The sequence below is a fragment of the Rhodopirellula sp. P2 genome (genome assembly GCF_028768465.1).
GTDB lineage: Bacteria > Planctomycetota > Planctomycetia > Pirellulales > Pirellulaceae > Rhodopirellula.
In genome coordinates this window covers 3317717-3344711 of record NZ_CP118225.1, presented here as the reverse complement: position 1 = coordinate 3344711, position 26995 = coordinate 3317717, and the positions used below count along the sequence as shown (strand labels likewise).

The window sequence follows — 26995 nt, the reverse complement described above, 5'->3', positions numbered from 1 at the left end:
TTCCTTCGCACTCGACCGGCCTGCACATGTTTGCTCTGGATGTCCTTTCACGAATCATCCACGTCGGCACAGCGATCACCTTGGTCGGTGGTTCGGCGTTCATGCTGTTGGTGTTGCTCCCGTCCGCCAAATTGATCTCGGCAGAAGCCCATCAAACATTGGCTCAGGCCGTGACGGGGCGATGGAAGCGGTTCATTCACGGCGGCATCTTGCTGTTTTTACTCAGCGGTTTCTACAACTACATGCGAGCGATTCCGAACCACAAAGGGGACGGGCTGTACCACGGTTTGCTGGGCGTCAAAATGTTGCTCGCCTTCTCGATTTTCTTCCTGGCCTCGGCATTGGTGGGCCGCAGCGCTGCCTTCGCCGGGATTCGCGAAAATCGAGCCAAATGGTTGAAAGTGATCGTTCTGTTCGCCGCCCTCATCGTGGGCATCTCGGGTTTTGTGAAAGTCCGCGGGATCCCCGCAACCTCGGATGAGGTTGCCACCTCTGCCCCCGTCCAGATTGATCCGGCCGACACCCTGGAACCGCAACCGGCGACCGCTGAGTGAATCGTCTGCGAACGTGGAGGGACCAATTCTTTCGCCCGGGAGAGATCCAGCTTTTGGTTTGGTCCACGGCCTGGTTCTTCTGTTTGCTGGGCGGCTACTACCAACTGCGTCCCCTCCGCGAAGCCGAAGCGTTTGCCCGGGGCAGCGATGAGATTCCGTGGCTGTTCTTGGCGAGCTTCCTGGCGATGTTAATCGCCTCCCCCATCTACGCCTCCGTCGCCAACCGCGGCCGCGGCATGCGGTTGGTCAGCCGTGTGTACCGATTCTTTGAACTGAACTTGCTCGTCTTCTTTTTCGCGATGCAAGCCAATGACCCCCACGTCGCCGCCTGGGTCGGACGTTTCTACTTCGTCTGGTTGAGCGTCTTCAATCTGTTTGTTGTCTCGCTGATGTGGAGCGTTTTCACGGACTCGTATCAAAGCGATCAAGCCAAACGACTGTTCGGATTCATCTCCGCAGGCGGAACGATCGGAGGCATCGCGGGGTCAGCCTTTGCATCCTGGCTCTCCCAACAAGCCGACGTTTCGTATGTCTTGATCGCTGGCATCGTCGCCTTGGAACTCTGCCAACAATGCGGCCACTTTTTCGCGAAAACAAAATCCAAGCAGGCCCAGGTTGGCGGTGAGCCCGACAACGCCGCCGCCGCTGGAACCACCGCCGAACCTCCTGGGCTCGTCTCGGCGGAAAATGCTGACTCGCCGAAGGCGGGTCCTGCCAAAGCCAAGACCTCGATGTGGGTCGGCGTGCGAGCGGTGGGCCAATCGCCGTACCTGTTGGGGCTGTGTCTGTTTTTGTTGGCGCTGCAAGCGTGCGCCACCACGGTGTACTGCGAACAAGCGGATTTCATTCGCGAAGCGGGGCTGAACAAGGCCGACCGATTCGCGCTGATGTCCAAGATCAATCTCTGGGTGCTCAGCCTCACTCTGGCGGTTCAATTGCTCGGCACCGCCGCCTTGCTGCGTCGTCTGGGCATGGCAATCGTCCTCGGCGTGTTCCCGATGATCTACGTGATCGGATTCGCCGGATTGGCCTTTTGGCCCAGTCTGCAGTGGATCGTCGCGTTGGTCGTCGTCCACCGTGCGGCCAGCTATTCCGTGTTCGCTCCCGGAATCCAGGTCCTGTACACGGTCGTGGATCGCCGCACTCTGTATCAAGCAAAAGGTTTTCTGGACACGGCTGTGGTGCGAGGTGGCGACGTCATGTCGGCTCAATTGTTCGGGCTCCTACGCTTCAGTGGCCTGAGTTTGACGGCAATCGCCGCCGGATTCCTGCCTCTCGCGGTCCTGACCGGGTGGCTGGGGATGCGAACCGGTCGCCAGCAGGCAGAAATGCAGCGGCGGGGTCGACCGGCCGGCCATGATTGACCCGCTCGTTGGCCATTCGTAGACTTGTTCGGTTTCCACCCAGCAATTCTCGACGAAATTCGCCCACGCCGGCCAGCATTCGCTCGCCGGCATCTTTTTTTCGTCGATCTTTCTAATCATTCAGTTCTGATGTCATCTGATTCTCACGTCCAACTGGGACCCCCGCCGCTCATGGACCAAGCGATTGCGAAAGCTGACACACTCATCGAAGCGATGGGCTGGATCCGTCGTTTTCGAGGCAAAACGATGGTCATCAAACTTGGTGGCAGTCTGCTGGAAGACCGAGAAGCACTCCATCATTTGTTATTGGATGTGATCTTCATGGAAACCGTCGGACTGCGTCCGGTGGTGGTCCATGGTGGTGGCAAAGCCATCACAGCAGCGATGACCCAAGCGGGCATCCAAGCCCAATTCATTCGCGGCCGCCGCGTCACCGACGAGGAATCGCTGAAGGTCGTCGAGCAAGTTCTCGCGGGAGAATTGAACGTCGAGTTGACCGAGATGATGGAACATTTGGGTGGCCGCGCGGTCAATCTGTCACCACGAACCACGTGCGTTCTGAAAGGCAAAAAGCTGATCGATCCCGAGGGCGATGACCTGGGATACGTTGGCGAAGTGACCGAGGTCGATCGCGACGTGATCGAAAGCCTGGCCTACACCGATCAAGTCGCCGTGATCCCCTCCTTGTGCGAGGATGAGCAGGGCCAAATGTACAACGTCAACGCTGACACCGCTGCGATGGCCGTCGCTCAGTCACTCGGTGCAGACAAACTGGTGTTCCTTTCCGACGTCAACGGTGTTCGTCGCGACCCCGAAGATCCCTCCACCATCATCCCCGCGTTGTCCGCTGATGAGGCGCGCCAGTTGATCACCGATGGCGTGATCAAATCCGGCATGATTCCAAAGGTCGAAGCCTGCTTGGAAACCCTGGGACGCGGCGTGCAAAAGGTTCACATCATCGACGGTCGCTTGCGCCATTCCTTGTTGCTTGAAATCTTCACCACAGACGGTGTGGGCACGGAGATTCATCAGTGAACGCGACTGGCAGCGACGATTGCCCGCTCGGCGACGGCTGGATCAATGCGATTGCCGGCCGCCTCTCACCCACCGGTGGAAACTCGTGCCGTGACGCGCTGCATCAATTCGCGGATCAACCGGAATGGCGTGGCGATGTTGCCTTGCCTACCAAGATCACCGAGCAACTTCGAACGCTGACCCAACACGATGCCTCCACCATCGCGGATTGCATCAGCACATCGACGAAAGACCAGGCCCTGGAGCATGCACTGGTAGCGGGGCGCCGTCACCATCAAGCCCTGCAAACATCCGACACCCATGCGGGCGATGTCCCCTTGTCGCCCAAGTGCCTGTGCTTGGTCGGCAGCGATCATGGACGCAGCATCGTGGCCGGAATGGCGAGTGGCAATTCATCCCTGCGAGGCGACGAGTGGCCCTTGTTGCCCGGCTTTGTGCATGCTCCCGCCGATCGCTTCGTTGACCGCATTGATTCGTCCACGGCCGTGGCCTTGGTGTCACCGTGGGATTTCAGCGGCGTCGGCCAACCCATCAGTGCCGAATGGTGGGCGAAGTGCCGACAACGATGTGACGAAACCGGCACCTGCTTGATCATCGACCATGGCAACGTTCCCGCAGTCGGAAACGGGCATCTTTTCGCGCATGAGATGGTCGCTGGAATCTCGGCTGACGCTGTGATCCTTGCGGCGGGATTGACCTTTGATCTGCCCGGTGGATTGCTGGTGCTTGGCCAGTCTCTCGCAGCGCAGGCGGAGGGCTTGGTTCCCGCCAATGATCTGGTCGGACATCTGATCTCCTCCACTCTGTCGATGCTGCTGGAATCCGATGCACTGGCAACGGACGCGGACGCTTTCGCATTTGCATTGGCGGAACGAATTGCCACCCGTGGTTGTGTTCGCGATCTGCACGTCAGTGGTCACACTGTGGTCCTGGAACTGGACGTTGACTCACAAGCTTGGCTCGAAAAAGCCAACGCCAAGAAACTGCACGCATCGGTCTGCAGCGAACATTCCGTGCTGTTCCAGCCTCCTTTGTTGATGACAAACGAGGAGCAAGCCAACCTGATCGACCGAATCGATGCCGTGCTGGCGGGGTTGGAACAAAACCAGGAACCGCCCCCCTCCTCCGCTCAGGTGATTCCCGAGCAAGACGCCGCCGAGGCCCTGGAAGACAATGACTGGGGGGCGTCGGAACTTGCTGACGGTGAACCGGAAGACAGTGAGCCTGCTGACAGTGCGCGCACAGGTGCAGTGATCACCGACGAAGCCCTGGAAGCAGCCCCAGCAAACGAAACAGAAGCGGATTCAGACACCTCGGACGAAACGTTTCAAGAAGACGAATCCGAGGAAATGGTCGATGAAGATCCAGTCGATGAGGAAGAAGACGAGGACGAATTCGACGAGGAGTACGACGACGAAGAAGAACAGGACGAGGAAACCGACCAAGAAGAAGACGCAGAACCAACCGAACAAGATGAAACTGAACTGGAAAACAACGAACTGGACGAGTTCGAATCCAACGAGGAAACGGAGAAACATTGATGCGACACTTGCTCACCCTCTTTGATCTGACCCCGCAAGAGTTGCGTCAGATTTTAGCAACCGCACAAACCCTCAAAGCCAAATTGAAACAGGGCGAACGGCCCGCGATCTTGGAACGCTACACACTGGCGTTGCTGTTTGAAAAACCAAGTTTGCGGACCCGCGTCAGCTTTGAAACGGGCATGAATCACCTTGGGGGCAGCAGTCTGTTCCTGGGCGATGATGTCGGCTGGGGCAAGCGCGAATCGCCATCCGACTTCACGCGTGTACTCGGTCAATTCGTTGACGCCGTCGCGTGTCGAGCGAAGTCTCACGACCGTGTTGAGCAACTGGCCAAATACAACGCCGTCCCGGTCATCAACAGCCTCACCGATCTCAGCCATCCCTGCCAAGCGATTGCAGATGTGCTGACGCTGCAGGAGAACTTCGGCGATGTCAAAGGTCGCCACATGGTGTTCGTGGGTGACGGCAACAACGTTTCCCGTTCGCTGGCGCTCGCCTGTGCCATGCTGGACATTCAGTTCACGCTTGCCCGCCCAGACGGCTACGAACTCGACCAACCTTGGCTCGATCGCATCATGGAAAAATTCCCCAACGCGAAACTGAACCAAATCACCGACCCGATCGCTGCAGTCCAAAACGCCGACGCGATCTACACCGACGTTTGGACCAGCATGGGACAGGAGGCGGAGTCCATTGAACGACGTGCCGCCTTCAAAGAATTCCAAGTCAACGAGGCGTTGCTCGAAGCGGCTCCGAAAACCGCTCGCGTGCTGCATTGCTTGCCCGCCGTGCGAGGCGAGGAGATCACGGACGCAGTGATGGATGGCCCACAGAGCGATGTGATTGAACAGGCGGGCAATCGAATGCACGCCCAAAAGGCTTTGCTGATCCAACTTCTGCGTCCCGAATGGATCGCAGAAAACATTCGCGTTTGAGGACGAACCCACTCGCTCAACACGAGCGAGCTTGATCACTCAAACGTCAGTGAATCAGCGTTGAGCGAATTGCAATTCGGCCGACACGAAGGGGTTGGCTTGAACCTTCCCAGGAGTGAAGTCAGCCGAATTCGAAACCAACGTGGTGGCGGACTCCGAATCAGCTGCCACTTCGCTCGACTTGGTTGCGTCCGCCTTGGACTTCGTGACCAAATGCGAGGTCGATTCACCCGCCTTGCAGATGTAAGGATTCGAAACCGGCCCGACGTAACCACGGCGTTGGTTCATGGGTGCCACTTGGCTGCGATAGTCCGCTCCGGGACTCACGACCGGTGGCGACGCAAAGGGGCTGACACCGTAGGGGCGGTAGTGACGCGTGCCGTAGTAAACCGGTGGATTGGTCGCGAAATACGGCGGGTTTGGGATGCTGGATCGATACACCGATCCGTAGGGCTGGTAAAAACCGTATGGTTGGAACCCAAACGCATAGGGCGACTGAGCGGACGCTTCTTCGCAGCAGGCCACGCAGCCTGCAACAACCGCCAAGCCCAAGAAGAGGCGTTGAATCGATCGCTTCAAGCGACTCGATTCCCGCGAAAAGGCAGATTTTTGAGACAACATAGCTGGCCCGCTTTCTCTCATAGAATGAGGTGTGATTGGATCATTTGGCAAACTTCGATCGTGAACACCCCCGTGCCCATTCCACCGTAGTCACCTGTCCAATCGTTGCAATCCAAACAACCACCCCGAAGCCAAATAATTTCGCAAATCAGATGGAGAATTCCCCCGCACGCTGCCATTCCGTTGCCCTGCGTGATAAACGTTCACCTCCGTTCGCTGTTTCCAAGTCCGTGTTCCGCCCATCCCGTCCATGAAAATGAAAATTGCCTGCGTCATCCACTCGCTCGACGGCGGCGGAGCCGAACGAGTGATGGCGGGCCTGGCATCGCGTCTGGCGCTTCGCTCGCACTCCGTCACGCTGATCACCCTGGACGATGGAAGCCGCGGCCGACACGAAGTCGACTCTCGGGTCTCGCGACAATCCATCAACGTCTTGTCGACCCCCGAAACCCCTGTCTCGCTCTGGGCACGAACCCGCCGCCTACGAGCGACGATCGCCGCTGGCAACTTTGACGTGGTGCTCTCCTTCTGCGACGCCACGAACTGGCTGACGTTGCTGGCGACTCGCGGGCTCGGTGTCCCCGTCGTGGCCAGCGAACGCAGCGACCCCCAGCACCAATCGCTTGGCCGAACGCGTGAGTTCTTGCGACGGCACCTGTACCCCAAGGCATACCAAGTCGTCTGCCTGAGCGAAGACGTGGCAACCACCCTGCAGTCGAGCACGCGTTGCCACACGCTCGTGATCCCATCCGCCGTGGAGCTTCCCACCAGCGGCCTCACCACCAAGCGTCCAACCAGACTGCCCGAGGACGGTGATCCCGACGGGGAAACACAACGGATCGTTGCGGTTGGAAGACTCGAACATGAAAAAGGATTTGACCGATTGATTCGCGGACTCGCAGAATTGCCAGCCGCTGCACCGGACTGGCAACTCACGATTCACGGCGAAGGCAGCCAGCGAGGTCCCCTTGAAGCACTCGCTCGTGAGCTGCATGTCGACCAGCAAATTCAGTTCCCTGGTTGGACGCAGCCGATTTGGCCTGCCTACCAAGCGGGGGACTGGTTCGTGCTCCCCAGCCGGTACGAAGGATTCCCGTCTGCATTGCTGGAAGCGATGGCTTGCTCCACCGCTGTGCTGACAGTCGACGCTGGGGAAGCGGTCCGGGACGTGATCGATCATGGACGCAATGGCTGGTTGGTCGACAACAGTGAATCATCTTTGCGTGCCGGTCTGCTGCATTGCCTGACTTCCCCTGCACTCCGATCACGACTGGAACAGCATGCGGGGGAAGTGGTGGACCGCTTTGGATGGCCCGCCATGGTGGACGCGTACGAAACGTGCTTGCAGAACGCCTGCGAGGGGCGTCCACGGCCCTGACTCGCCAACGATTGGTACTCGATTGGCCGGAGACTCAGCCAACGGGACACTCCACGGAATCAGGTTCGCGACAGCGCCGTCGATTGGATTCGCTTTGCGAGCCCGTTGGCGTCCCTGCGCTGGTGCAACCACTTCGAAATTCGCCGAACTGACTTCCATGCCATTCGAACGCCTATCCCGCCCAGCCAGTTCGTGTGGCACAATGAGGACGCTGATCTTTTCATTCGAAATGGAGTTTTTCAGATGCGCGAACCATCTGATGCACTGGAACTGAAACCCATCGCTGGCGTTGTCCAGGATCCCAACGAAGTCCCGGTGGTCGTCCACAGCGACGTCAAAGGGGCGATCGAGGACATGACGTTCCTTCAAAAGTCACTGCTCTTCGCTGAGCTTGCGATGGTCGCTTACAACGATCAGCGCGAGGCCACTGTTGCAGCGGCGATGGTCGGCTTCACCGATGTCACGTTCTTCGATCATGATGGTTCGCAGGCGTACCGTTTTCGCAACGATCAAGATTGCGTGATTGCCTGTCGCGGCACCGAACCGAACGAATGGAACGACATTCGAGCGGACGCGAACGCCGCCTCGGTGTTGGCTGAAACAGCCGGAAAAGTTCACCGCGGGTTCAAAACGGAGGTCGATGATCTGTGGCCGATGCTAGAGACCGCGCTGGTCGGCAATGAGCAACCGGTTTGGTTCTGCGGCCATTCGCTCGGTGGCGCCATGGCAACCATCTGCGCCGGCAGATGTTACCTGTCTCACATCCAATCCATTCCGCGCGGGCTGTTCACCTACGGAAGTCCTCGTGTCGGTGACAAACGCTACATCAACTACGTTCAGTTGCCCCACTATCGCTACGTCAACAACAACGACGTCGTGACCCGCGTCCCACCTGCCTGGATGGGTTATCGGCACTGCGGCACGGAAGTGTATATCAATCGAAACGGGCGGATCGGTCACCTCGGAATGATTCGCAAGCGGCGCGACCGCTGGCACGGGTTCCTGCGTGGTTTGCGGCGGTTTCGCATCGATCACTTCAGCGACCACCCGCTGCACAATTACATCGATCCCATCTTGGCAGCCGTTCGCGACGAACAAGATGCAATGGGGCGTGGCGAAAGCGCCGTCGATGCTTCAGACTTGACGGGACAAAAATCTGAAACCGAAGCCCTCTGACGGACACCTCATGAATTCGCCTTCGCCGAATCCATCCGAAGATCGCCCCTCGAAACCAACTGCTTCCGATCGCTTCGCACGCGAACCGGAAGTCGTTCAAATTGGCGGCGTCGAACTCAAGCTCGCCCACCCCTACGAAGCAGCCAGTGACTGGATTGGCCAGCACGAACTGCTGATGCAGTTGCTGGCGTGCTGGCTGACGGTGGACGAATCGGATCTCCCGCTCACCCCTCGCTTGATCGGTTCACCAGGGGTCGGCAAGACTCAGCTGGCGATTGCTGCCACCAAACGCCAGGGACTGCCGCTGTACATCTACCAGTGCACGGCGGACACACGCCCCGAGGATTTGCTCATCACCCCCGTGCTCAGCCGCGGTGGCGAGATCGCCTACCACGCTTCGCCACTGGTCACCGCCATGATCACGGGCGGCGTTTGCATTCTGGATGAAGGCAACCGCATGAACGAAAAGTCATGGGCCTCGCTGGCACCGCTTTTCGATAGTCGCCGCTACGTCGAATCGATCGTTGCGGGGATCACGATCCCCGCCTCCGACGAATTCCGTTCGGCCGTGACGATGAACCAAGACGAATCGACCTTTGAGATTCCGGACTACATTCTCAGTCGGCTGCAACCGACGCTGCAGGTCGGGTTCCCCAACAAACAAGACGAGATGGCGATCTTGCAGTACCACCTGCCGTTCGCCGAGCCAGAAATGCTCGCCTTGACGGTCGATTTCTTGCAGCGTTCCCACGAGCTGAAACTGGATTTCTCACCGCGAGACGGCATCAACCTGCTGCGATTCGCGATCAAGCGGATGAAGCAAAACCCCTCGCACCCGGTCGCCCACGATGCCGCTTGGCAGGAAGCCCTGGAAAAATGCCTGGGCGACGAAGCCGTCGACCTGGAATCCCTCGCAGAACGCCGCAAACGCACCCTGGGCGGCGACGCGGTCCCTCTGGGCCTGGCGGACCTATTCTTCGATGCCGACGATCCACTGCACCCCGATCGCGAAGAGGATGAAGACGAAGACGACCTGATCTGAACAAGCCTGATCAACATCGCCCCGGACGGGGCCATCGTGGGGCAATTGCAAAGTGCAAATTTCTCAATGCAAATTGCAAAGTGACTTCGGTCGATCAAGTCACCTGATTTCACCGGTCCCAATTACCAATTTGCAATCTCCATTTTGCAATTTGCAATCACCCCGCCCGCCATTTTCCACCCGGCAATCACACCAATTCGCCCCGGACGGGGCCGTCGTCCTTAGCTCGGGGCGGAAGCCCCGAGATGGATGTCAAAAAAACAAATGGTCGCCCCGGAGGGGCCGTCGTGGGGATGTGGTGTGGTTCCTCGTTCACACGTCGGGGTCCATTCTGTGTGGACGAGCACCTTGAACGAACCGACCTGCCTCAACGACCTCGCCCCCAAGCCCCGGTTACGAATCGCCGCCGAACGACTATCTTGTGGCGTCTTCGAAGCTTCTCCTTTTTGGCTCGCTCTTTCGTCGGTATCTGGTCCTATGTCGCAAAATGCGGAATCCGTCTCGCCCATTCGCCTGGCTGTTGGTGGTGACCATGCCGGTTTCGCCCTCAAGCAGCTCGTTGTCGAGCGTTTTGGATCGCAGGTCACCAGCCTGATTGACTGCGGAACCGATGACGAGACCTCCTGTGACTACCCCGACTTCGCCGTCGAAGTCGCGGAGCGGATCAACAGCGGGGAAGCCGACCGTGGCCTGCTGATTTGCGGCAGTGGCGTGGGCGTCAGCGTCGCCGCCAACAAGATCACGGGCATCCGGGCGGCGATCTGCCACGACACCTATTCCGCTCACCAGGGTGTCGAGCACGACGACATGAACGTGCTGTGCATCGGCGGCCGGATCATCGGCAGCGAATTGGCGTTCGAAATCATCTCGTCGTTCCTGAAAGCCAACTACACACCCGAAGAACGACACCAACGTCGCCTGAACAAAATCCTGGCGCTCGAGTGCGACTGAACGAGTAACCGCGAACAGAGTCGCGGATGAATCCAATGCGAGCGTTCGCGAACGAACCGTCACGCTGAGCGAGGGTGAGCCTTCTCATAGACCTGCCGCAGATTCGTCGCGCTGACATGCGTGTAGATCTGGGTCGTCGTCAGTGACTTGTGGCCGAGCAGTTCTTGGACACTGCGAATGTCCGCGCCGCGATCGAGCAGGTGAGTCGCGAACGAATGCCGCAACGTGTGAGGACTGGTTCGGGCATCCAACTCCGCCTTGGCGATGTACTTCTCCAACATCCGCCCCACACTCCGCGTGGTCAGGAGGTTGCCAAACCGATTGACGAACACCGGCGCTGCTCGGCCCAGTTTCTCCGACTCCGGCGATCGACTGCGACGACCGGCGTAAGCCTGGATCGCTTTGATCGCGAAAGATCCCAACGGGCTGATGCGTTCCTTGCGGCCTTTCCCGCGAACCCGCGTGATCCCTTGCGAGAAATCCAGGTCCCCATCGCGCAGTCCCACCAGTTCGCTGACACGCAGGCCTGACGAATACATCGTCTCCAAGATCGCTCGGTCGCGAAGTCCTGATTCACTGACCGCAGGTGGCGCCACCAGCAACCTTCCGACCTCGTCACTGGTCAGCACATGCGGAAGCTTGCGATTGCTCCGCGGATTCCGCAGCGGCTTGGCCGGGTTGCTGCTGGCCAGCCCTTCCCGCATCGCGAACTTGAAGAAACTTCGCAGCGAGGCCAATTTTCGCGAGATCGTGCTGCGAGCGTAACCGGCCTGCTGGAGCGCCGCCTGAAACTGCCGCAACTGCTGCGGCGTCAGTGAATCCAGCTGGACCCGACCGACGTCTGACTGGCCGATCCATTCCGCGAAGGCGAACAAGTCCTCCCGGTACGCCTTGATCGTCAGATCGGACGCATTGCGTTCGGTCGCCATGTGCTGCAGAAATCGAGTGATTGCCGTGCGCAAAACCGAGGCTCACTGCTGACGGAAAGAATCAAACAAAGTCATCGATGGAAAGCGAATCGAATTCGGCACTGGCCGACACTTCGTCGTCCACCACAACGGTTTCGCGAATTTTGCGAGACAACATCGCCGCGTCGTACCACGAGAAATCCAGATCGGGGTTGGCAGCAAAACGCGCTAGCTGACGCAAGGTCTCGTCACGGTTCTCGTCGTCGAACAAGAAGATGAAACGTTCTTCGCCTTTGACCAAGGCCAACACGTTGACTTCCTTTTCCATCGTTTGATCGTCCTGAGTGCGAATGTCGCGGGTTCGGAGAAACTTCCGTGGGCGGAGTTTCCCGCGATGCTGCTCAGTATCGGCTCACGGGCCAGCGCAGAATGAGGTCGCTTTGGTCACGACCGCCTCGGGACTCCAACATTTCGACGATGTGCAAGTGACAACAGAAACGAATGAAATCATCGCTACGTTTGACATAACCCTGCCAAGCCATCCCACGTGCATCATCCCCCGTCTCAACGTAGTCTTCCAAACGCTGCGTGAAGTACGGATCATCACCGCGATACAACCGCGTGTGTGAGAGCACCGGATCATGCTGAGCGATCATTGGAGGTGGCGTCATGGCAGGTGGATCCGGAATCAAATCCGTCGGATCAGGCCATGCCGGCGGCAACGGAACGACATTGGCAAAGCCCTCGGAACCGCACGCTTCTTCCATCATCACTCCACTGGGATCCATGACGCTGAGATTCATGGCACGTCCGTCAACGATTCCATCGCCGTCCCAGCCCAAATCCTCTTCCCACACGACGTCCCCGTCGTTGATGGACGGAGCCATGTTGGGACTGATCACTTGATGCTCGGCCACTTCGGCTTGATACGAATGATGATCGACCAATCGAATCACTCCTCCTGCCTCCGAATCACTCACCGGCTCCTCCTCGCCAAACGGCCCGGAGTCCTCTCGCAGTGGGTTGGAATTCGCAAACTCGGGGCTGGAGCTGGCGGCACTTTCGGTCGCCGGTTCAACCGCGGAAGCTTCGGGCATCCGCTGCGGGGTTTGCGTTTTTAGCTGACTGCGAGCCAACTCGAACTCCGCTTCCCGAACGATCCGTGCCGGAATTTTTTCTTCCCCCTCGGTGCCCCAAGGCAAACCGTAGCCGGGCGGAATCGCGTGAAACCCTTCGTTGGCAGCGTACCAGTGAACGGTCATTCCCATTCGCGGTGGGTAATACGCGTCAAAGTCCGTGATCGACCCAACCACGATCGCTTCGACATCCATCATTTGTGCCAGTCGCTGGAAGTCCGCTCCCACACGAGGTTCGCCGTACTGCATCGAATAGGCACGATACTGCGTCGAGGTGACGCCCACCGGCAACACTTCAAAACCGGGAATCGCTTGCAAAGCAGCGTAGTACGACCGCGCAACCTCCTCACCATCCACGTTGGGTTGGTGGCTTTGGTTGTAGAACGGCAGCACCGCGACCCGCTTCATTTGCGGAAACGGATTGTGCAGCGTGTCTCGCTGACGTGTTTCCGGAACAAGCGTGCAGCCACTCAGCAGCGAGACGCTCAGACACACGCACACCGTGGTGATGCGAGTCCAAGTGGACGCGAATAAGAATGTCATTTGGTGAGCCATGTGTTTCACGATCGACCCCTCGGTCATCGCGCTATGTCTCCACCCCCACCACTCTCATCGGCCCACCGCTCCCCGTTTCTTCACCCCAATCCGAAAATTCCACGCATTTCCCCTCACCGGTCGATTTCGCGGATCGGAGCCGAGACTCAACCGAGGCGTCGTCGCTGCTTTCCGATGAGTTCCCTCGTCCCTCGTTCCCAGGCTCTGCCTGGGAACGCACTGCCCCCGAGGCTCCCGCCTCGCCACCTGAGGTGGCCTGGATTTTGGGGGCCACGCGTCCTCTAATTTTAGCAGGGGACGGTTGATTCGAATCGGGTCGGCGAGAGATAGCCGAGCGATGAATGAAGACGCGATGTGTTGTAGTAGGCAATGAACTCAGTCAGTTCACTCAATGCCTCGCGATAGTTCTCATATTCGGTCATCTGCAGTTCCGTCTTGATCGTTCCAAAGCAAGATTCCATAAACGCGTTGTCGTAGCAGTCACCAGCTCGGCTCATGCTTTGACGCATCGAACTGCGTTGGATGATCGCACGATATTTCTTGCTTGCGTACTGGCCACCGCGATCAGTGTGGTGGATGAGATCTCTTGAAGGCTGTCGATTGCGAATCGCCTTTTGAAGCGTCTTGATCACCAGGCTCTCGGTCATATCCATTTCCAAAGACCAGCCGATGATCCGCCTGGAAAAGCGATCCATGAGGGTCGCCATGTAAGCGAATCCAGTTCGTACGATCGGAATGTAGGTGATGTCGCCTACCCACAAACGATTCACACTCGTTGGCTCAGGCTGCTTGAGCAATAGGTTCTCGTTGTAGCCCAACGTGTGCCGACTTTCGGTCGTTCGCGGCTTGAATGATTTTGGCTGCAACGCCGATAGCCCCGCAATTCGCAGCAATTTGGCGACCCTTTCGCGTCCAATTGCAACTCCTTGTAGCTTCAGGTCTGCAGCGATCCGTCGGGCACCGTAGCGTCTGCGGTGTCGATGAAACGTGGTGATCACCATTGGCAAGACATCCATGTCGCTCTGTTCTCTTCGGCTTGGCGGTTCGCTTTGAAATCGCTGAAACGCGGAGCGTGAGAAACCGAGAATCTCACCGACCTCTCGCTGCGATGCCGTGCCATCGCGAATGATGCTGTCCGCTGCGGAATAGAGCTGGCTCACTCGTTTCGGCCGAAAATGATCAAAGCTTTTTTTAAAACATCGCGTTCGCGCTCGACTCGCCGCAGCTCTGCCTCGAGTTCGGCAACGCGGCTATCGAGCACCTCGCCAACCGGTCCGGCCGACTCGACTTGCTGCTTCTTCCAGCGGTAAAGCAGGTTCGTTCCAGAGATTCCCAATCGCTCAACAATCGATGTCGCTGAGTGACCGTCGAGCAGCATGGCAACTGCATCACGTTTGAATTCGTCTGTATAGGTGCGTCGTTCAGGATTAGCTGAAGGCTTGGTCTTACGTGGCATCTGGGGTTCCTTGAGTTCCTTTCAGTTTAAGGACTCACGTGGCCCCCAAAACCCAGGCCACCTCAACCCCACCACTCGCCAGGCAGGAGCCTGCCATTCACCGGGTGCCCAGCCAGAGCCTGGGAACCAGCCGAAAAGCCCTCACCCCTCGTCCCCAGGCTCTGCCTGGGAACGCACTGCCCCCGAGGCTCCCGCCTCGCCACCCCACCACTCGCCAGGCAGGAGCCTGCCATTCAGCGGGTGCCCAGGCAGAGCCTGGGAACCAGCCGAAAAGCCCTCATCCCTCGTCCCCAGGCTCTGCCTGGGAACGCACTGCCCCCGAGGCTCCCGCCTCGCCACCCCACCACTGGCCAGGCAGGAGCCTGCCATTCATCGGGTGCCCAGGCAGTGCCCGAGAACCAGCCGAAAAGCCCTCGTCCCTCGTCCCCAGGCTCTGCCTGGGAACGCACTGCCCCCGAGGCTCCCGCCTCGCCACCCCACCATTCGCCAGGCAGAGCCTGCCATTCACCGGGTGCCCAGCCAGAGCCTGGGAACCAGCCGAAAAGCCCCTCATCACTCGTCCCCAGGCTCTGCCTGGGAACGCACTGCCCCCGAGGCTCCCGCCTCGTCAAGCCACCACCCGCCAGGCAGAGCCTGCCATTCATCGGGTGCCCAGGCAGAGCCTGGGAACCAACCGAAAAGCCCTCACCCCTCGTCCCCAGGCTCTGCCTGGGAACGCACTGCCCCCGAGGCTCCCGCCTCGCCACCCCACCACTCGCCAGGCAGGAGCCTGCCATTCACCGGGTGCCCAGGCAGAGCCTGGGAACCAGCGAAGACGGTCCACCTCGTCTGGGCGAAGTCGCAGCGGCCTGCTAAAATCCGCCTCGCCGGATGGGTGGCCGAGTGGTCGAAGGCTCTAGTCTTGAAAACTAGCGTAGGGGAGACCTTACCGTGGGTTCGAATCCCACCCCATCCGCTCCTTTTCTCACCGCTTGATGCGGCTGGGCGGCCGAGACTTCTCTCGGCGGGTCACGCGAACCACATCGGTCGCGAATCAGACCAGCAGCGGCTGCAACAATTGCCGGCGAGTCACCACGCTGCCAATCACGCCACTTGGCTCGTACAGCACCGCGACGTCGCTGTGAGCGTCGTACAAACGCAGCAGCAACCCCAAGTGCCGGTCCGTCAAGGAACCGCGAACAATTGGCAGTGGCGTGGGAACCTGATCCTGGTGCACCAAGTCGGCGTAGCGATAGAAGCCGATGATCCGCCCTTTCCGTCGCACCAAGATGATCGGGTGATTCTGCCTGCGAGCCTGGCGACGGGCAAGTTCCAAATCCACCGGGGAATCCACCACCGCCAACCGCTCGGGCCGCACACCGAACTGCACCGCGGGACCGTTGCCAACATCAAACACGTTCTGGGCCAAATTCCGCTGACCAGCAGCGAGAATCCCGGCGTCCTGGCCCGCTTGCAACACCTGGTCCAAATCACCTCGGGCCATCGAAAGCCGCAAACGAAACGGTGTTTCGCCCGTCAATTTCTGCAGCGCGTTGCCCAGCAAACTCAATAGCAGCGAGATTGGCGCGAACACAATCGTTGCCACCAACAACAACCACCTTGTGCCTCGCAGCAATCGATACGGCGCTTGATAAAACAGATGCTTGGGAAGCAACTCCCCGAACACGAACACGACGGGCGTCATCATCACCGTGGCCGCCAATTCAATGGCCTCCCCACCACCGACCAACGTCCCGACAAACATCACGATCGCCAAACTGGTCAAGTAATTGGCCAAGTTGTTCCCCACCAACGTCGTGGCCACGAAGATCGCAGGATGATTGATCATCCACACCAACCCGCGTCCAGCGAAGGAACCGCTCAGTCCATCCAGCACCAACCGTGTTCGCGAAACACGATACAGGCCCGTCTCGCTTCCACTGAAGAAGGCTGACAGCGCCAACCCGATCAAAAAGATTCCCACTGCCAGCATCATGAGGAAGATCGCTCCGATTCGGGACCCAACCAAGCTTCGATCCAAATCCCGTCTTCGTCCTCTTCCGTGACCACCAATTCAAACTCCGCCAACGGAGCCACATCGCCAGCCCGAGGCACACGTTCGTTGTGGCGTTGGATGTGCCCTCCAACCGTCGCGGTGCGTTCCTCCGGCAGATCAATTCCCAACGTTTTCGCGAGCGCTCGCAGGCTCGTCGAACCAGGCATCCGAAAGTGACTGCCCCCCAAGCGTTTGATTTGGTCTTCCGCCGCGTCCAGCTGGTCCGTGCTGGCCAGCACACCTCGCAAGATGTCATCGACGGTGAGCGCTCCGACAACCTCGCCGAATTCATTGACAACAACCGCCACACTGATTCCCTGTTCGTCTAGCTGATCGTAAACCTGGGCAATTTTGGCGGACCAAGGCACATGCAACACCTGCTCCACCGCCGAAGGCAAATCATCGATCTGCTGAGGCCGCAGCAATCGCACCGCGATCGAACCGAGAATCGTTTGCCCTGAGCTGTCCTCTGGATCCGCCACCATCAGATAACCTCCTGGAGGCGAACCTTCGCCCAACAACGAGGTCTCCAAAGGAGGCGAAACGATCATCAATTTGCTTCGCGGACGCATCATTTCATCGGCTTGAATTTCCGCCATCATGACCAAGGAACGCAGCGCCAAACGTTCCCGTCGAAGCAACGTCGCGTCATCGGTCCCCAACTCAATCGCCCGTTCGATATCCGTCAGCTCAATCTCGGGCTCCGGTTCAAAGGAGGGCCACAGCAAACGCCCCGCCGCTTCGTTGGCCCATTTCACAAACGGCAAAATCGGCGACACGATGCCCACCGCAATCGTCATCGGCACGCCCACCAACAAAGCGATCCGAGCCGGCGTCATCACTGCAAAACTCTTGGGCAACATCTCACTGAAAAAGATGATCGTGAGCAAACAGACCAAAGTAAAAACCCCCGGTCGCGAAAGGTCCGCCGAGACAATCGCCACCAAGGTGAAGTACGTCATGTTGATCAGCAGATTCCAAAACAGAATCGCTGCCAGCAATCGATCCGGCTGGGACAACAAATGAGTCACCACTCGCCCCGAAGCCCCGTTCCGCCCAATCCGCTTGCGGTCGCGTTCCTTCAGCGAGAAGAGCGCCGCTTCACTGCCACTGAACAGTCCGCTGGCAACAATGAGAATGAGCATCGCAGCCAAAAACGGCCACTTCGACACCAGCTCGTTCAATTCGTGGACCCCGGCAACGCCTCGGGGGTATCACCCGTCGTCCGCGTGGTCTCGTTCCCGCGGTCCGGTTCCAACGAGACATCGAATTCGCTCAGCGCTGGAATCATCATTGCCGCGGTCGTGAACCCATATCCCGCCAACAAGCTGAACACGACCCACAGGTGATCGGTCTGCAACAGAAACTGCGTGATCGCATAGAACGTGATCAACGGCAACGCGAACGATGCCGCGAAGATCGCGGACGATGGATTCCGCCACCCCAGAGCAGCAAACAAGGCCAGCCCACCACCCAGGATCATCACCAAAAACGGCGCCAACTGAAGCTGAAACGCCCCGCGAAAACTCACCATGATCGTCATGCAAATCGCGATGCCCACGCACAGAAAGAACACCGTGCCCAGACTGGCCAGCGTCGCCGTTCGCCCCGAAACATAGTTCAGTCCCGAGTGAATTCCCAGCATGGCCACAAACACCACCAAAGCGAACCCACCCACCAAGGCGTACACCATGTTCTCGAGCGTCATCACGCCGGACAGCCCCAAGTAGATCGTCAACAACATCGGCAAGATGATCATCTCCTTGGCCGCGTACATGACTCCCCACAATTTGCCGAACACAAACTCGCTGGGACGAAGGTCCGTGACCAACAACAAATCCAGCGCCAACCCATCACGCTCGCCCGTCACCGCGTTGACGGCCAACGCATTGACCAACACCAAGCTGATCACTCCCAAAGCTGCCATTGGAATGGTGACCGCTGGCAAAGCACGTCCGATGCGACCGGCGGGCTCCATCGCGACACCGCTTTCCACCTGCAAATAGATCGCTGTCGCAATGATTGCAAAGATCAAGACAAAGACCGCCCGAATGAGAATGATCTTGCGACCATAAGCCCAGGTTCGGATCTCTCGCCACAGGATCGGATTGTCCCATACCGGACGAGGCTGACGGACTTTCCAGGACGTGGGGTCCTTCTCGCGATCGCGTTGAAACTCTTCGCTGGCAAACTCTTCGCTGGTCTCTGGATCGGGTGCCTTCAAACGCACTTCTCGGGAAGGGTTCCAAACGCGAACCTTGGCGATTCCGATCGCCAAGATCACCGCCGACAACACGCTTCCGACAAACACAAACAATCCCCCGCCGTCACTCAGAAAAGCCCCCCATCCCGCGTCTGCATTCGTTGCTGCTAGCAACGCTCGTGGGGCACTGATGGCCATCGCCCACCTCGAGTCGTCACCGCTCAACGATGCCGCAATTTCTCCCGCCGCAACCAACAGCAACAACACCAAGACCGTCAACGCGATCGACTGAAAGGTCTTTTCTCGCCACAACGCGACCACCACTCCAACCGCAGCGGACACAATCACGCTGACAATCGTGACCGCAAAAACGGCAAAGACTTGCCCCGGTGCGACCCCGCCCAACAACGGCAACGTCAGAAACAAAGGCAGCGAAATGACGCACAAGGCGAAAGGTGACAGCAACGTGGCCGCCGCTTTTCCGCCGACAATTTCAAAACCAGACAATCGAGTCATCAGCATCAGGATCAGCGTTCGACGATCCTTTTCCTGAGCCACGCTGCTGGCAGCTCCCACCGCCGCCAAAGCTGACAAGATCACCAACTGCAGCGGAGCGAGCAGACGAAACATCCAGCCGCCAAACTTGGCCGCGTCCGCGTTGGCAGCCAGAGAACGTGACCCATCCAGCACCAAATACCCGGTGCATAGCAACAGAAACAGTGCCATCAAATAGACACTGCGAGTGACATAGGTTGCCGGTCGCTTGGGAACGACAGAGGCTTCTCGTTGAAAAACGGGGCCGAGCATGACTGGGATCAAACCGTGAGGCGATTGCCGAAAGAGGTTGCCGAGGGGGTTCACGTGCGGACGCAGTCTAATGCATCACCACCCAATCGAGAATCAAGTCGGTATGCATTCACCCCGAGAATGGTTCGATTCGGCATCGAAATTCACCCCTCCGCGGACTGCAGGACGCCTCGCCGCTCCATTTCATCGATGATTTCGGACGCCTGATCGTGAGGCGTCTGGCCCGCTTTCCATTTCAGGTGAATCTCGGGCGCGGAGGGCACGTCGTAGGGATCGCTGATCCCCGTGAAATTTTTGATCTCGCCGGCAATTGCCTTTTTGTACAGCCCCTTGGGGTCTCGCTGTTTACAAATCTCAAGCGGCGTGTCGACGAAGACTTCCAAGAAATCGCCGGCGCGGCCGCTGGTCTCAATCGCCTTCCGCACCCGATCTCGATCCCGCTGGTAGGGACTGACAAAGGCGGCCAAAGTGATCACTCCCGCGGATGCGAACAGTTCCGTCACCGCTCCGATCCGGCGAATGTTCTCTTCCCGATCCGTGGGGCCAAACCCCAACCCAAATCGACTCGCGAATTCCTCGCCGTGCTCGCCCTCCAAGACCGCTGGGGGTGCACACAAACCATGCCGCACGTTGTCACCATCCAACAGCGTGCAGGTCGCACCACGCTGAATCAACAATCGATCCAACTCATTCGCGACCGTGCTCTTCCCACATCCGCTCAGCCCAGTGAACCAAACCACCACGCCCCGTTGCCCCAGCTTCGATTCCCGGTCTGCTCGAGAAACAGTGTGCGTGTGCCAAACAATGTTCTTCTGAACATCATCCTTGGAGTCGCTGGTCGCGGAAGGTTCGTCAGTGTTGGACTGGCTCATGGATCGGTTTGGGAAGAAAGGTGAGTCAGGAAGTTCAAATCAGCTGCAAAAAATCGCGAGCGACCAAGTCAACCTGGCCTTCGCTTGCGTTGGAAGCAGCCTCCATCCTAACTGGACAGCGTCACTTTCGTGAGCGGCGAGACGTGAGCCGCCGGATGAATCAAATGCCGTAACGTTTTCGGAAGCAATCACGATGCATCCGAGCCAGAATCTCATGGGATGTCCAACCGGCGACCTGAGTGACGTCGACCAATCGCCCCAGCAACTCGGCGTACAACGTCATCGGTTCCGTCCCTAAATCCCAACCGGCCGCGTAAAGACAGCGAACAGCTTCGGCATGCTGACCGCTGGCAGTCTTCTGGTCCGCACGCTCCAAAAAGAAGGTGGTCAAACGACTCCGTACCGAGCCACCCTCCCGATTCTGCAAGCAATCGAGGTACTCGGACATGGAGATCGACGCGGGAACGGCATTGGCAATGGCAGCTAGGTTTGCCGCGCACTGATCGATCGATGAGTCCCATGACTCGGGCCGCAACTTGCTCTCGCGGCACAACCAATAGGCACCAAACTTGGCCATCCCTTCGGCTCCCGACGTTGCCCAGTGAGTCCGCAACCGGACGCTCTGGTCAGTGAACACACTGCACCGCATCGACGCCAGAAACGCCACCGTCGCGCCGCTGAAATCGCTGCGTTGCAATCGACAATACCCCAGCAACTCGGCCGCCCAAGCCAACTCGGGTGCCAAGGCGTGAATGCGTTCACAAATGCTCTCGATCCGCGGCCAATTCTGTTGTGCTGGGTCCATCGCCCCCGGCTGAACCGCCCCTTCCTCTTGCAACCGATTCGCGATTTCGACGGGCAGAGTCCGCAAATCAAATCCCCACCGCATGATGTCATTCCAGGCGATGCCCATTCGATTGGCATCGGCCGGCATCAAGTGCCGCGTCAATTCGTTGCTCAACTCGTCGATCACCAATTGGCAACCGATCGCAACACCGCACACACCCGCGTTCAACAAATCGTCGATCCAGCCCGTGCCTTCGGACTGCCAACGTTGCTCCTGGGCGATCCGACGCACAGCCTCTGGCAACCACCGTGTCATCCAATCCTGCCAGGCATTCGTTCCCGGCTGAACCGAACGGGCGTTGTCCATCGGCGAAGGAATCGCGTGCCGATGATCGCTCGCAGGCAGAAACGGCAAAATTTGATCAAACAACAACGCCTCGGCCAGAGAGTTCCCCCAAGGCAGCCAGTCACCTCCACCGTGATACCAATGACACAAATCGTAGGCAGCTGCCCCCGTCGCGGTTTCCCCGTCGGACAGTCGCAGGCACAGCCAATCCCCCGCATGACTTCCCACCAATGGCAGGAAATTGGGAGGCATCAAGGGCGGCCAGACCGGATCCGGAACGGACTTGAGCAACGTTTCTGGCGAAACCGCCACGACGAATTCGCCATTGCCAGGAGACCGCCAAACCTCGTCGTCAAACCAAGACGCCAAGTCCGGCTGCAGCGTCACCGCAAACCGTTCCTGCAGTTGATCGGACCATTTCGGCGCAGCGTCAAGCGACTGACCTGATTGAACCGAAGCGTTCGGGCCAGAGGGTGTCTCGGCATCATCCAAAGGATCAGACACAGATTGCGGAGTGCGACAGCAGAAAAGAGGAGAAAAGAAAGGCAATGCAAATTGTAAAGCATCTGGCCTTCGCCCAAACACTAACGCTGCACAGGAAGTCACCGCAAGAGCGTCAGAACTCGTTCCGCCCCGCTACCCCTGCACAACGGCCTCGATCACGTGGCCCTTCACATCGGTCAATCGCATGTCGCGACCGCCAAACCGGAACGTGGATCGCGTGTGATCGACCCCCATCAGATGCAACATGGTGGCGTGCAGGTCGTGAATTTCCGTTCGGTTTTCCACCGCCTTGTAGCCAAATTCATCGGTCGCCCCGTAGGTCATTCCCGGCTGAATTCCGCCACCCGCCATCCAAATCGAGAACCCAAACGGGTTGTGGTCGCGTCCGTTGGCCCCTTGCGCAAACGGCGTTCGCCCAAATTCCCCAGCCCAAACGACCAACGTCTCGTCCAGCAAACCGCGCTGCCGCAAATCCTTCAGCAACCCTGCGATCGGTTGATCCACGGCCAAGGCATTGTTCTCGTGCCCCTTCTTCAGATTGCTGTGTTGGTCCCAACGATCGGCACCAACACTCGGGCACGTCAATTCAACAAACCGCACACCGCGCTCGATCAAACGCCGCGCGATCAAGCATTCCGCTGCATAGATTTGCGTCGGCTCGTACTCGGCATCCAGTCCGTACAGCTTGCGAATGTGCTCCGGTTCGTCCTTGATGGACATCAAATCAGGGACCGCAGCCTGCATTTGAAACGCCAATTCATAATTCGAGATCGCAGATTCAACCGCGTCGTGCCGAAGCCCATCACGCATCGCTTCCGAGTCCAGCTTGCCAATCAAATCCAGATGAGCCCGTTGGCGTCCCAGATCCGGTTCAGGGGATTGAATGTTGGCGACCGCGGTGCCGTGAGGCTGAAACACCGAGCCCTGGTACGTCGCCGGCAAAAAACCGCTGCCAAAACAATCCAGTCCGCCAGGAGGAATCAAGCCTCCATTGAGCGCCACAAATCCGGGCAGGTTGTCACACTCCGATCCCAAACCGTAATTGACCCAGGCCCCCATGCTTGGCCGCCCCTGCAAACCGCTTCCCGTGTGCAGAAAGTAGTTCGCGAAGGTGTGCTCGGAAAATTCTGAGACCATCGAACGAATCACGGCCAATTCGTCCACGCATTCCGCAACGTGTGGAAACAAACTGCTGACCGGAATCCCGCTCTCGCCGTGCTGTTTGAACTTCCACGGGCTGCCCAAAACCTTGCCGTTGTTGTTGAACTGGGTGGGTTCGACGCGAAACAAATCCCCCGGATCACGCCCGTCCAACTTGGTCAGCAAGGGCTTGGGATCGAACGTGTCGATCTGCGACGGTCCCCCATCCATGTAAAGGAAAATGACATGCTTCGCCTTGGCTGGATGATGCACCCCATGCCCGGCATGCTCCGCAGCGGCTTCGTTCATGAGCGCCGCCAACGCCACGCCTCCGAACCCCATCGAGGTCCGAGCCAACATCTGCCGACGACTGATGGTCTGACGACCCAAAGTTGAAAAACCACTCATGGCACAAACACAAATTCTTTGGTGTTGACGATGGCATGAGCCACGTTGGCCCACAACGAAACATCTTCCAGGGTTGCCCCAGAAGCCTGCCCCCACGCCGTCAGGTACTGACGGATGGATTGCAACTCGGACGGTTTCGCGGGGCGTCCCAAAGCGTTCCAGATCATCCAATCGATTCGCCGATCCACTGTTGTCGCTCCAGACAAACGAGGCGACTCCGCCAACGCAGCTTGAGGCTGGCGCGGGACCTCCCGCATCGCACGCTCCGCAAACAAACGAGCCTGCTCGCGCACAAAGGGGTCGTTGAGCATCACCAAGGCTTGAGCAGGCACATTGGACACGTTGCGACGTCCCATCGTGCTGAACGGATTGGGCGTGTCAAACACGCTCATCATCGGCGACAGGAAATTCCGCCGAACCGCAATGTAGATCGATCGCCGTCGATCACCATCCATCGGACCGCTCTTTGCCGGCCGGCCTCGTCCTTTCATGAACGAGGTCAAATGAACCGGCACGGAACCGCCTTCCATCGATCGGTCGAGTTGCCCCGAAATCGCGAGCAAGCTGTCTCGCAGAACTTCCCCCTCGAGTCGCTGCAGATTCCGTTGATGCAACCGTTCGTTCTTTGGATCGACCGTGGATGCCAACACGGAGATCTCATCTGATGCTCCCTGCATCGACATTTGATAAGTGCTTGTCAAAGCGATACGTCGAATCATCCACTTCAGATGCCGACCGTGACGGTCAAAGTCCGTGGCCAGATGATCAAGCAATTCCGGGTGGGTCGGCCGCATCCCCAACACACCAAAGTCATCGGTCGTGGGCACGATCCCGCGCCCCATCAAATGATGCCACAAGCGATTGGTGATCACCCGAGAGGTCAGTGGATTGTGCGGGTCATTGATTTCGTCAGCGAGTTCCAAACGGCCGCTCCCCTGTTCATCTCCAATCCGTTCTCCACCGGTGATTGCGGTCAAGAAATGCCGCGGTTCGATGTCGCCTTCGCTCGACGAATTGCCACGAATCAAGATCGCTGCATCCTCGCCGCTCCCGTCGATCATCCCAATCGCCACCCGCGATCGCTTCTGAATCTGAGACACCAATTGCTGGCGTTGTGTGAACCATTCGGTTTGCCACGCTGCGATCTTCGAACGCAGGGCTTTATTCGCCGCGACACGTCGTCGGATTTGCGTTTCCAGTTCACCGGTGCGATCCGCTTGCTCGTCCAGACGACTTTGAATCTGCCGCCGTGTCGCCGCCACATCCGCTTTGGAAGACTGGGCCACACACAGAACTTCGATCGTCTGGTTTTCAGCGGGAGTGAACTCCAAATGCAAACGATGCCCAAGGTACCGGCCCAGATTCAACTGCACCCAACCATCGACCTTGTTGAACTTGACGATCGTTTCACCATGCAATGGACCATCGACCAATCGATGCGAATCAACGCACGCGAAAACATTCCCTGTCCCCCGAATTCGGATGGAAACGATGGGTTCAGTCAACGCAAAGGTTGGCAGACGAAGCGTTCGACCAGCCCGAGGATAAGCTCGTAATTTGCCTCGTGCGTTCGTAACGCTCGAACGAATGGATTCCAATCCGTTCCAGGACACATCGTTCTTGGCCGCAGCGTTCCTGGCCAACGAGATCATCTTGTCCGCCGACAACTCCGAAGAGTCAGGCTCCATCAGATGCGGTTCCCCCGCACGCGTCGGCTGCGCACCAAATGCAAATCCGTTCTGGCGATAATCGCTTGCATCGAGCTGATCAAACGCATGCACCACCGATTTCGGCCAAGCGAGATCCTTGTCCGACCGCTGCGCTGCGTCGTAAAGATCCTCAAAGTTGGCCTCAAACTTTTTGCGATGGCTCTCGTCGAGCTCCTGAAGCTGCTTGGCTACCTGACGGTTGTGCTCAATCGAATCAAATCGAATCTCCGCGTAATCGCTGCTCTGCAAGAACCCGGTGAGTGAGTAGTAGTCGGCCGTCGAAATCGCATCGAACTTGTGATCGTGACACCGAGCGCAGGCGACCGTCACACCTTGGAAGGTCTTCGACATCACATCGATCATGTTGTCGATGCGGTCCGATTCGTCTTTGCGAATATCAACCGGCGAATGAACCCACTCGCCCAAATGCCAAAAACCTGTTCCCAAGATCGATTCGTTGAACGGCCTCCCGCCTTCGCCATCATGAAAACTCATTCGTGGCTGAGTCATCAAATCACCAGCGATGTGTTCCCGGACCCATTGGTCATACGGCACATCCGCGTTGAGCCCACGCACCACGTAATCGCGGTATCGATCCGCACTGGGAATGTCGGCGTCAAACTCGTGACCGCGAGACTCAGCGTACCGAACCAAATCCAACCAATGACGGCCCCAACGATTGCCAAACTCAGGCGATGCAATCAATCGATCCAACAGACGCTGCATCGCGTCGGGACGCCCATCGCCTTCAAAGCGAACAACCTCTTCAGGCGTGGGTGGCAATCCCGTCAGTGCAAACGTCAAACGTCGCACCAAGGTGCTGCGATCCGCGGGTCGAGCAGGGGACAAACCCGCGTCTTCCAAACCAGCCAAAATGAAGCGATCGATTGTGTCACGAGACCAAGCCGGATCGCTGACCTCCGGTGCCGAGCGATCTTGGACGGGCTGCCAAGCCCAGTGTGTTTCGCGTCGGTCATCCAAATCGAATGACTTGGTTTCGCCCTCAGCTCCTTCGGGCAAGGGTTCTTCCGGCCAATACGCCCCCTCCGAAACCCATCGTTCCAGCACGCCGATGTCGTCGTCTGAAAGCTTGCCCGACGGTGGCATTTCATACGATTCAAAACGAACCGCTTCGATCAACAAACTGTCATCGACTTCCCCCGCGACAACCGCTGGCCCCGTGTCACCACCACTCAGCAAAAATGCCCCGTGGTCCACACGCAGTCCCCCCTGCCGTTCATCCGCATCCGGGCCATGACACTCATAACATTGCTTGCTCAGCAATGGGCGAACGTGATTCTCAAAGAACTCTCGTTGCGCCGCCTCGTCGTCGGCACAACATGCACCGGCAAGCAGGATCGCGACCAGCAAAACACAGGGCGTCAGACACCTTGTTTGCCATGAACTGAAACACCCTAAACTACCAAAAAGGTACCTGACACCTTTTATGCGGGGGCGGGTGGACCGGTCTGGAAATCGAGACGACATGGGCTGCGTTGATCGGGTGGGCATCTGGCAGGAGTGATGCAG

The 26995-nt window shown here is 58.3% G+C and carries 22 protein-coding genes and 1 tRNA gene; 10 read left to right on the top strand and 13 right to left on the bottom strand.

Annotated features, from left to right (window positions below; all coding sequences use genetic code 11):
• The first annotated feature begins 26 nt into the window (after positions 1 to 26).
• The 5 genes from PSR62_RS11815 to argF all read left to right on the top strand — a co-directional run bounded on the left by PSR62_RS11815 (position 27) and on the right by argF (position 5432).
• Positions 27 to 554: a hypothetical protein gene (locus PSR62_RS11815; protein ID WP_274407931.1), complete on the top strand. Its 528-nt coding sequence runs from the start codon at positions 27 to 29 to the stop codon at positions 552 to 554.
• On the top strand, positions 551 to 1918 hold the full coding sequence (locus tag PSR62_RS11810) for an NTP/NDP exchange transporter (protein WP_443217393.1): 1368 nt from the start codon (positions 551 to 553) through the stop codon (positions 1916 to 1918). The genes PSR62_RS11815 and PSR62_RS11810 overlap by 4 nt, the downstream gene beginning before the upstream one ends.
• A 171-nt stretch (positions 1919 to 2089) precedes the next feature.
• The gene (argB, locus tag PSR62_RS11805) at positions 2090 to 2953 is read left to right on the top strand and encodes an acetylglutamate kinase (RefSeq protein ID WP_274408220.1); all 864 of its coding nucleotides are present in this window, start codon (positions 2090 to 2092) and stop codon (positions 2951 to 2953) included.
• The gene (locus PSR62_RS11800) at positions 2950 to 4494 is read left to right on the top strand and encodes an acetylornithine aminotransferase (protein ID WP_274407929.1); all 1545 of its coding nucleotides are present in this window, start codon (positions 2950 to 2952) and stop codon (positions 4492 to 4494) included. The genes argB and PSR62_RS11800 overlap by 4 nt, the downstream gene beginning before the upstream one ends.
• Complete coding sequence (gene argF / locus PSR62_RS11795) at positions 4494 to 5432, top strand: ornithine carbamoyltransferase (RefSeq protein WP_274407928.1); 939 nt, start codon at positions 4494 to 4496, stop codon at positions 5430 to 5432. The genes PSR62_RS11800 and argF overlap by 1 nt, the downstream gene beginning before the upstream one ends.
• A 54-nt stretch (positions 5433 to 5486) precedes the next feature.
• Here argF and PSR62_RS11790 read toward each other — a convergent pair whose 3' ends face one another.
• Positions 5487 to 6011, bottom strand: coding sequence for a hypothetical protein (locus PSR62_RS11790; RefSeq protein ID WP_274407927.1), 525 nt, complete (start codon positions 6009 to 6011; stop codon positions 5487 to 5489).
• A 292-nt stretch (positions 6012 to 6303) separates the two neighbouring features.
• Between PSR62_RS11790 and PSR62_RS11785 the strand changes: the two genes are divergently transcribed.
• The 4 genes from PSR62_RS11785 to rpiB all read left to right on the top strand — a co-directional run bounded on the left by PSR62_RS11785 (position 6304) and on the right by rpiB (position 10600).
• Positions 6304 to 7431, top strand: coding sequence for a glycosyltransferase (locus tag PSR62_RS11785; RefSeq protein WP_274407926.1), 1128 nt, complete (start codon positions 6304 to 6306; stop codon positions 7429 to 7431).
• A gap of 192 nt (positions 7432 to 7623) precedes the next feature.
• A complete protein-coding gene (locus tag PSR62_RS11780; RefSeq protein WP_338020193.1) occupies positions 7624 to 8607 on the top strand; it encodes a lipase family protein in 984 nt (327 codons plus the stop codon).
• A gap of 10 nt (positions 8608 to 8617) precedes the next feature.
• Positions 8618 to 9649: an AAA family ATPase gene (locus PSR62_RS11775; protein ID WP_274407924.1), complete on the top strand. Its 1032-nt coding sequence runs from the start codon at positions 8618 to 8620 to the stop codon at positions 9647 to 9649.
• Positions 9650 to 10126: 477 nt separating this feature from the next.
• On the top strand, positions 10127 to 10600 hold the full coding sequence (gene rpiB / locus PSR62_RS11770) for a ribose 5-phosphate isomerase B (protein WP_274407923.1): 474 nt from the start codon (positions 10127 to 10129) through the stop codon (positions 10598 to 10600).
• Positions 10601 to 10659: 59 nt separating this feature from the next.
• Here rpiB and xerC read toward each other — a convergent pair whose 3' ends face one another.
• From xerC to PSR62_RS11745, 5 genes are all read right to left on the bottom strand, one after another.
• Positions 10660 to 11562 carry a tyrosine recombinase XerC gene (gene xerC / locus PSR62_RS11765; RefSeq protein WP_274407922.1) on the bottom strand — a complete coding sequence of 301 codons (903 nt, stop codon included), beginning with the start codon at positions 11560 to 11562 and terminating at the stop codon, positions 10660 to 10662.
• A 28-nt stretch (positions 11563 to 11590) separates the two neighbouring features.
• Positions 11591 to 11836, bottom strand: a complete 246-nt coding sequence (locus PSR62_RS11760; protein ID WP_274407921.1) for a hypothetical protein — start codon at positions 11834 to 11836, stop codon at positions 11591 to 11593.
• Positions 11837 to 11909: 73 nt separating this feature from the next.
• The gene (locus tag PSR62_RS11755) at positions 11910 to 13226 is read right to left on the bottom strand and encodes a hypothetical protein (RefSeq protein ID WP_274407920.1); all 1317 of its coding nucleotides are present in this window, start codon (positions 13224 to 13226) and stop codon (positions 11910 to 11912) included.
• Between the two features lie 260 nt (positions 13227 to 13486).
• A complete protein-coding gene (locus tag PSR62_RS11750; RefSeq protein WP_274407919.1) occupies positions 13487 to 14359 on the bottom strand; it encodes an IS3 family transposase in 873 nt (290 codons plus the stop codon).
• Positions 14356 to 14655 (bottom strand): transposase, encoded by a 300-nt coding sequence (locus PSR62_RS11745; RefSeq protein WP_274407918.1) that lies wholly within the window; start codon positions 14653 to 14655, stop codon positions 14356 to 14358. The genes PSR62_RS11750 and PSR62_RS11745 overlap by 4 nt, the downstream gene beginning before the upstream one ends.
• A gap of 868 nt (positions 14656 to 15523) precedes the next feature.
• On the opposite strand from PSR62_RS11745, the gene PSR62_RS11740 reads away from it, so the two are divergent.
• A tRNA-Ser gene (locus PSR62_RS11740) sits at positions 15524 to 15610 on the top strand.
• A gap of 78 nt (positions 15611 to 15688) precedes the next feature.
• Here the strand turns inward: PSR62_RS11740 and PSR62_RS11735 are convergent.
• The 7 genes from PSR62_RS11735 to PSR62_RS11705 all read right to left on the bottom strand — a co-directional run bounded on the left by PSR62_RS11735 (position 15689) and on the right by PSR62_RS11705 (position 26824).
• Positions 15689 to 16630: a DUF21 domain-containing protein gene (locus tag PSR62_RS11735; protein WP_274407917.1), complete on the bottom strand. Its 942-nt coding sequence runs from the start codon at positions 16628 to 16630 to the stop codon at positions 15689 to 15691.
• Positions 16627 to 17835 (bottom strand): CNNM domain-containing protein, encoded by a 1209-nt coding sequence (locus tag PSR62_RS11730; protein ID WP_274408219.1) that lies wholly within the window; start codon positions 17833 to 17835, stop codon positions 16627 to 16629. The genes PSR62_RS11735 and PSR62_RS11730 overlap by 4 nt, the downstream gene beginning before the upstream one ends.
• 35 nt (positions 17836 to 17870) lie before the next feature.
• Positions 17871 to 19754: an ABC transporter permease gene (locus tag PSR62_RS11725; protein WP_338020166.1), complete on the bottom strand. Its 1884-nt coding sequence runs from the start codon at positions 19752 to 19754 to the stop codon at positions 17871 to 17873.
• 89 nt (positions 19755 to 19843) lie between these two features.
• Positions 19844 to 20572, bottom strand: coding sequence for an adenylyl-sulfate kinase (gene cysC, locus PSR62_RS11720; protein ID WP_274407915.1), 729 nt, complete (start codon positions 20570 to 20572; stop codon positions 19844 to 19846).
• A gap of 160 nt (positions 20573 to 20732) precedes the next feature.
• Positions 20733 to 22208, bottom strand: coding sequence for an SMI1/KNR4 family protein (locus tag PSR62_RS11715; protein WP_274407914.1), 1476 nt, complete (start codon positions 22206 to 22208; stop codon positions 20733 to 20735).
• Positions 22209 to 22340: 132 nt separating this feature from the next.
• Complete coding sequence (locus tag PSR62_RS11710; protein ID WP_274408218.1) at positions 22341 to 23708, bottom strand: DUF1501 domain-containing protein; 1368 nt, start codon at positions 23706 to 23708, stop codon at positions 22341 to 22343.
• A 44-nt stretch (positions 23709 to 23752) separates the two neighbouring features.
• The gene (locus PSR62_RS11705; protein ID WP_443217423.1) at positions 23753 to 26824 is read right to left on the bottom strand and encodes a DUF1553 domain-containing protein; all 3072 of its coding nucleotides are present in this window, start codon (positions 26822 to 26824) and stop codon (positions 23753 to 23755) included.
• Positions 26825 to 26995 lie beyond the last annotated feature (171 nt).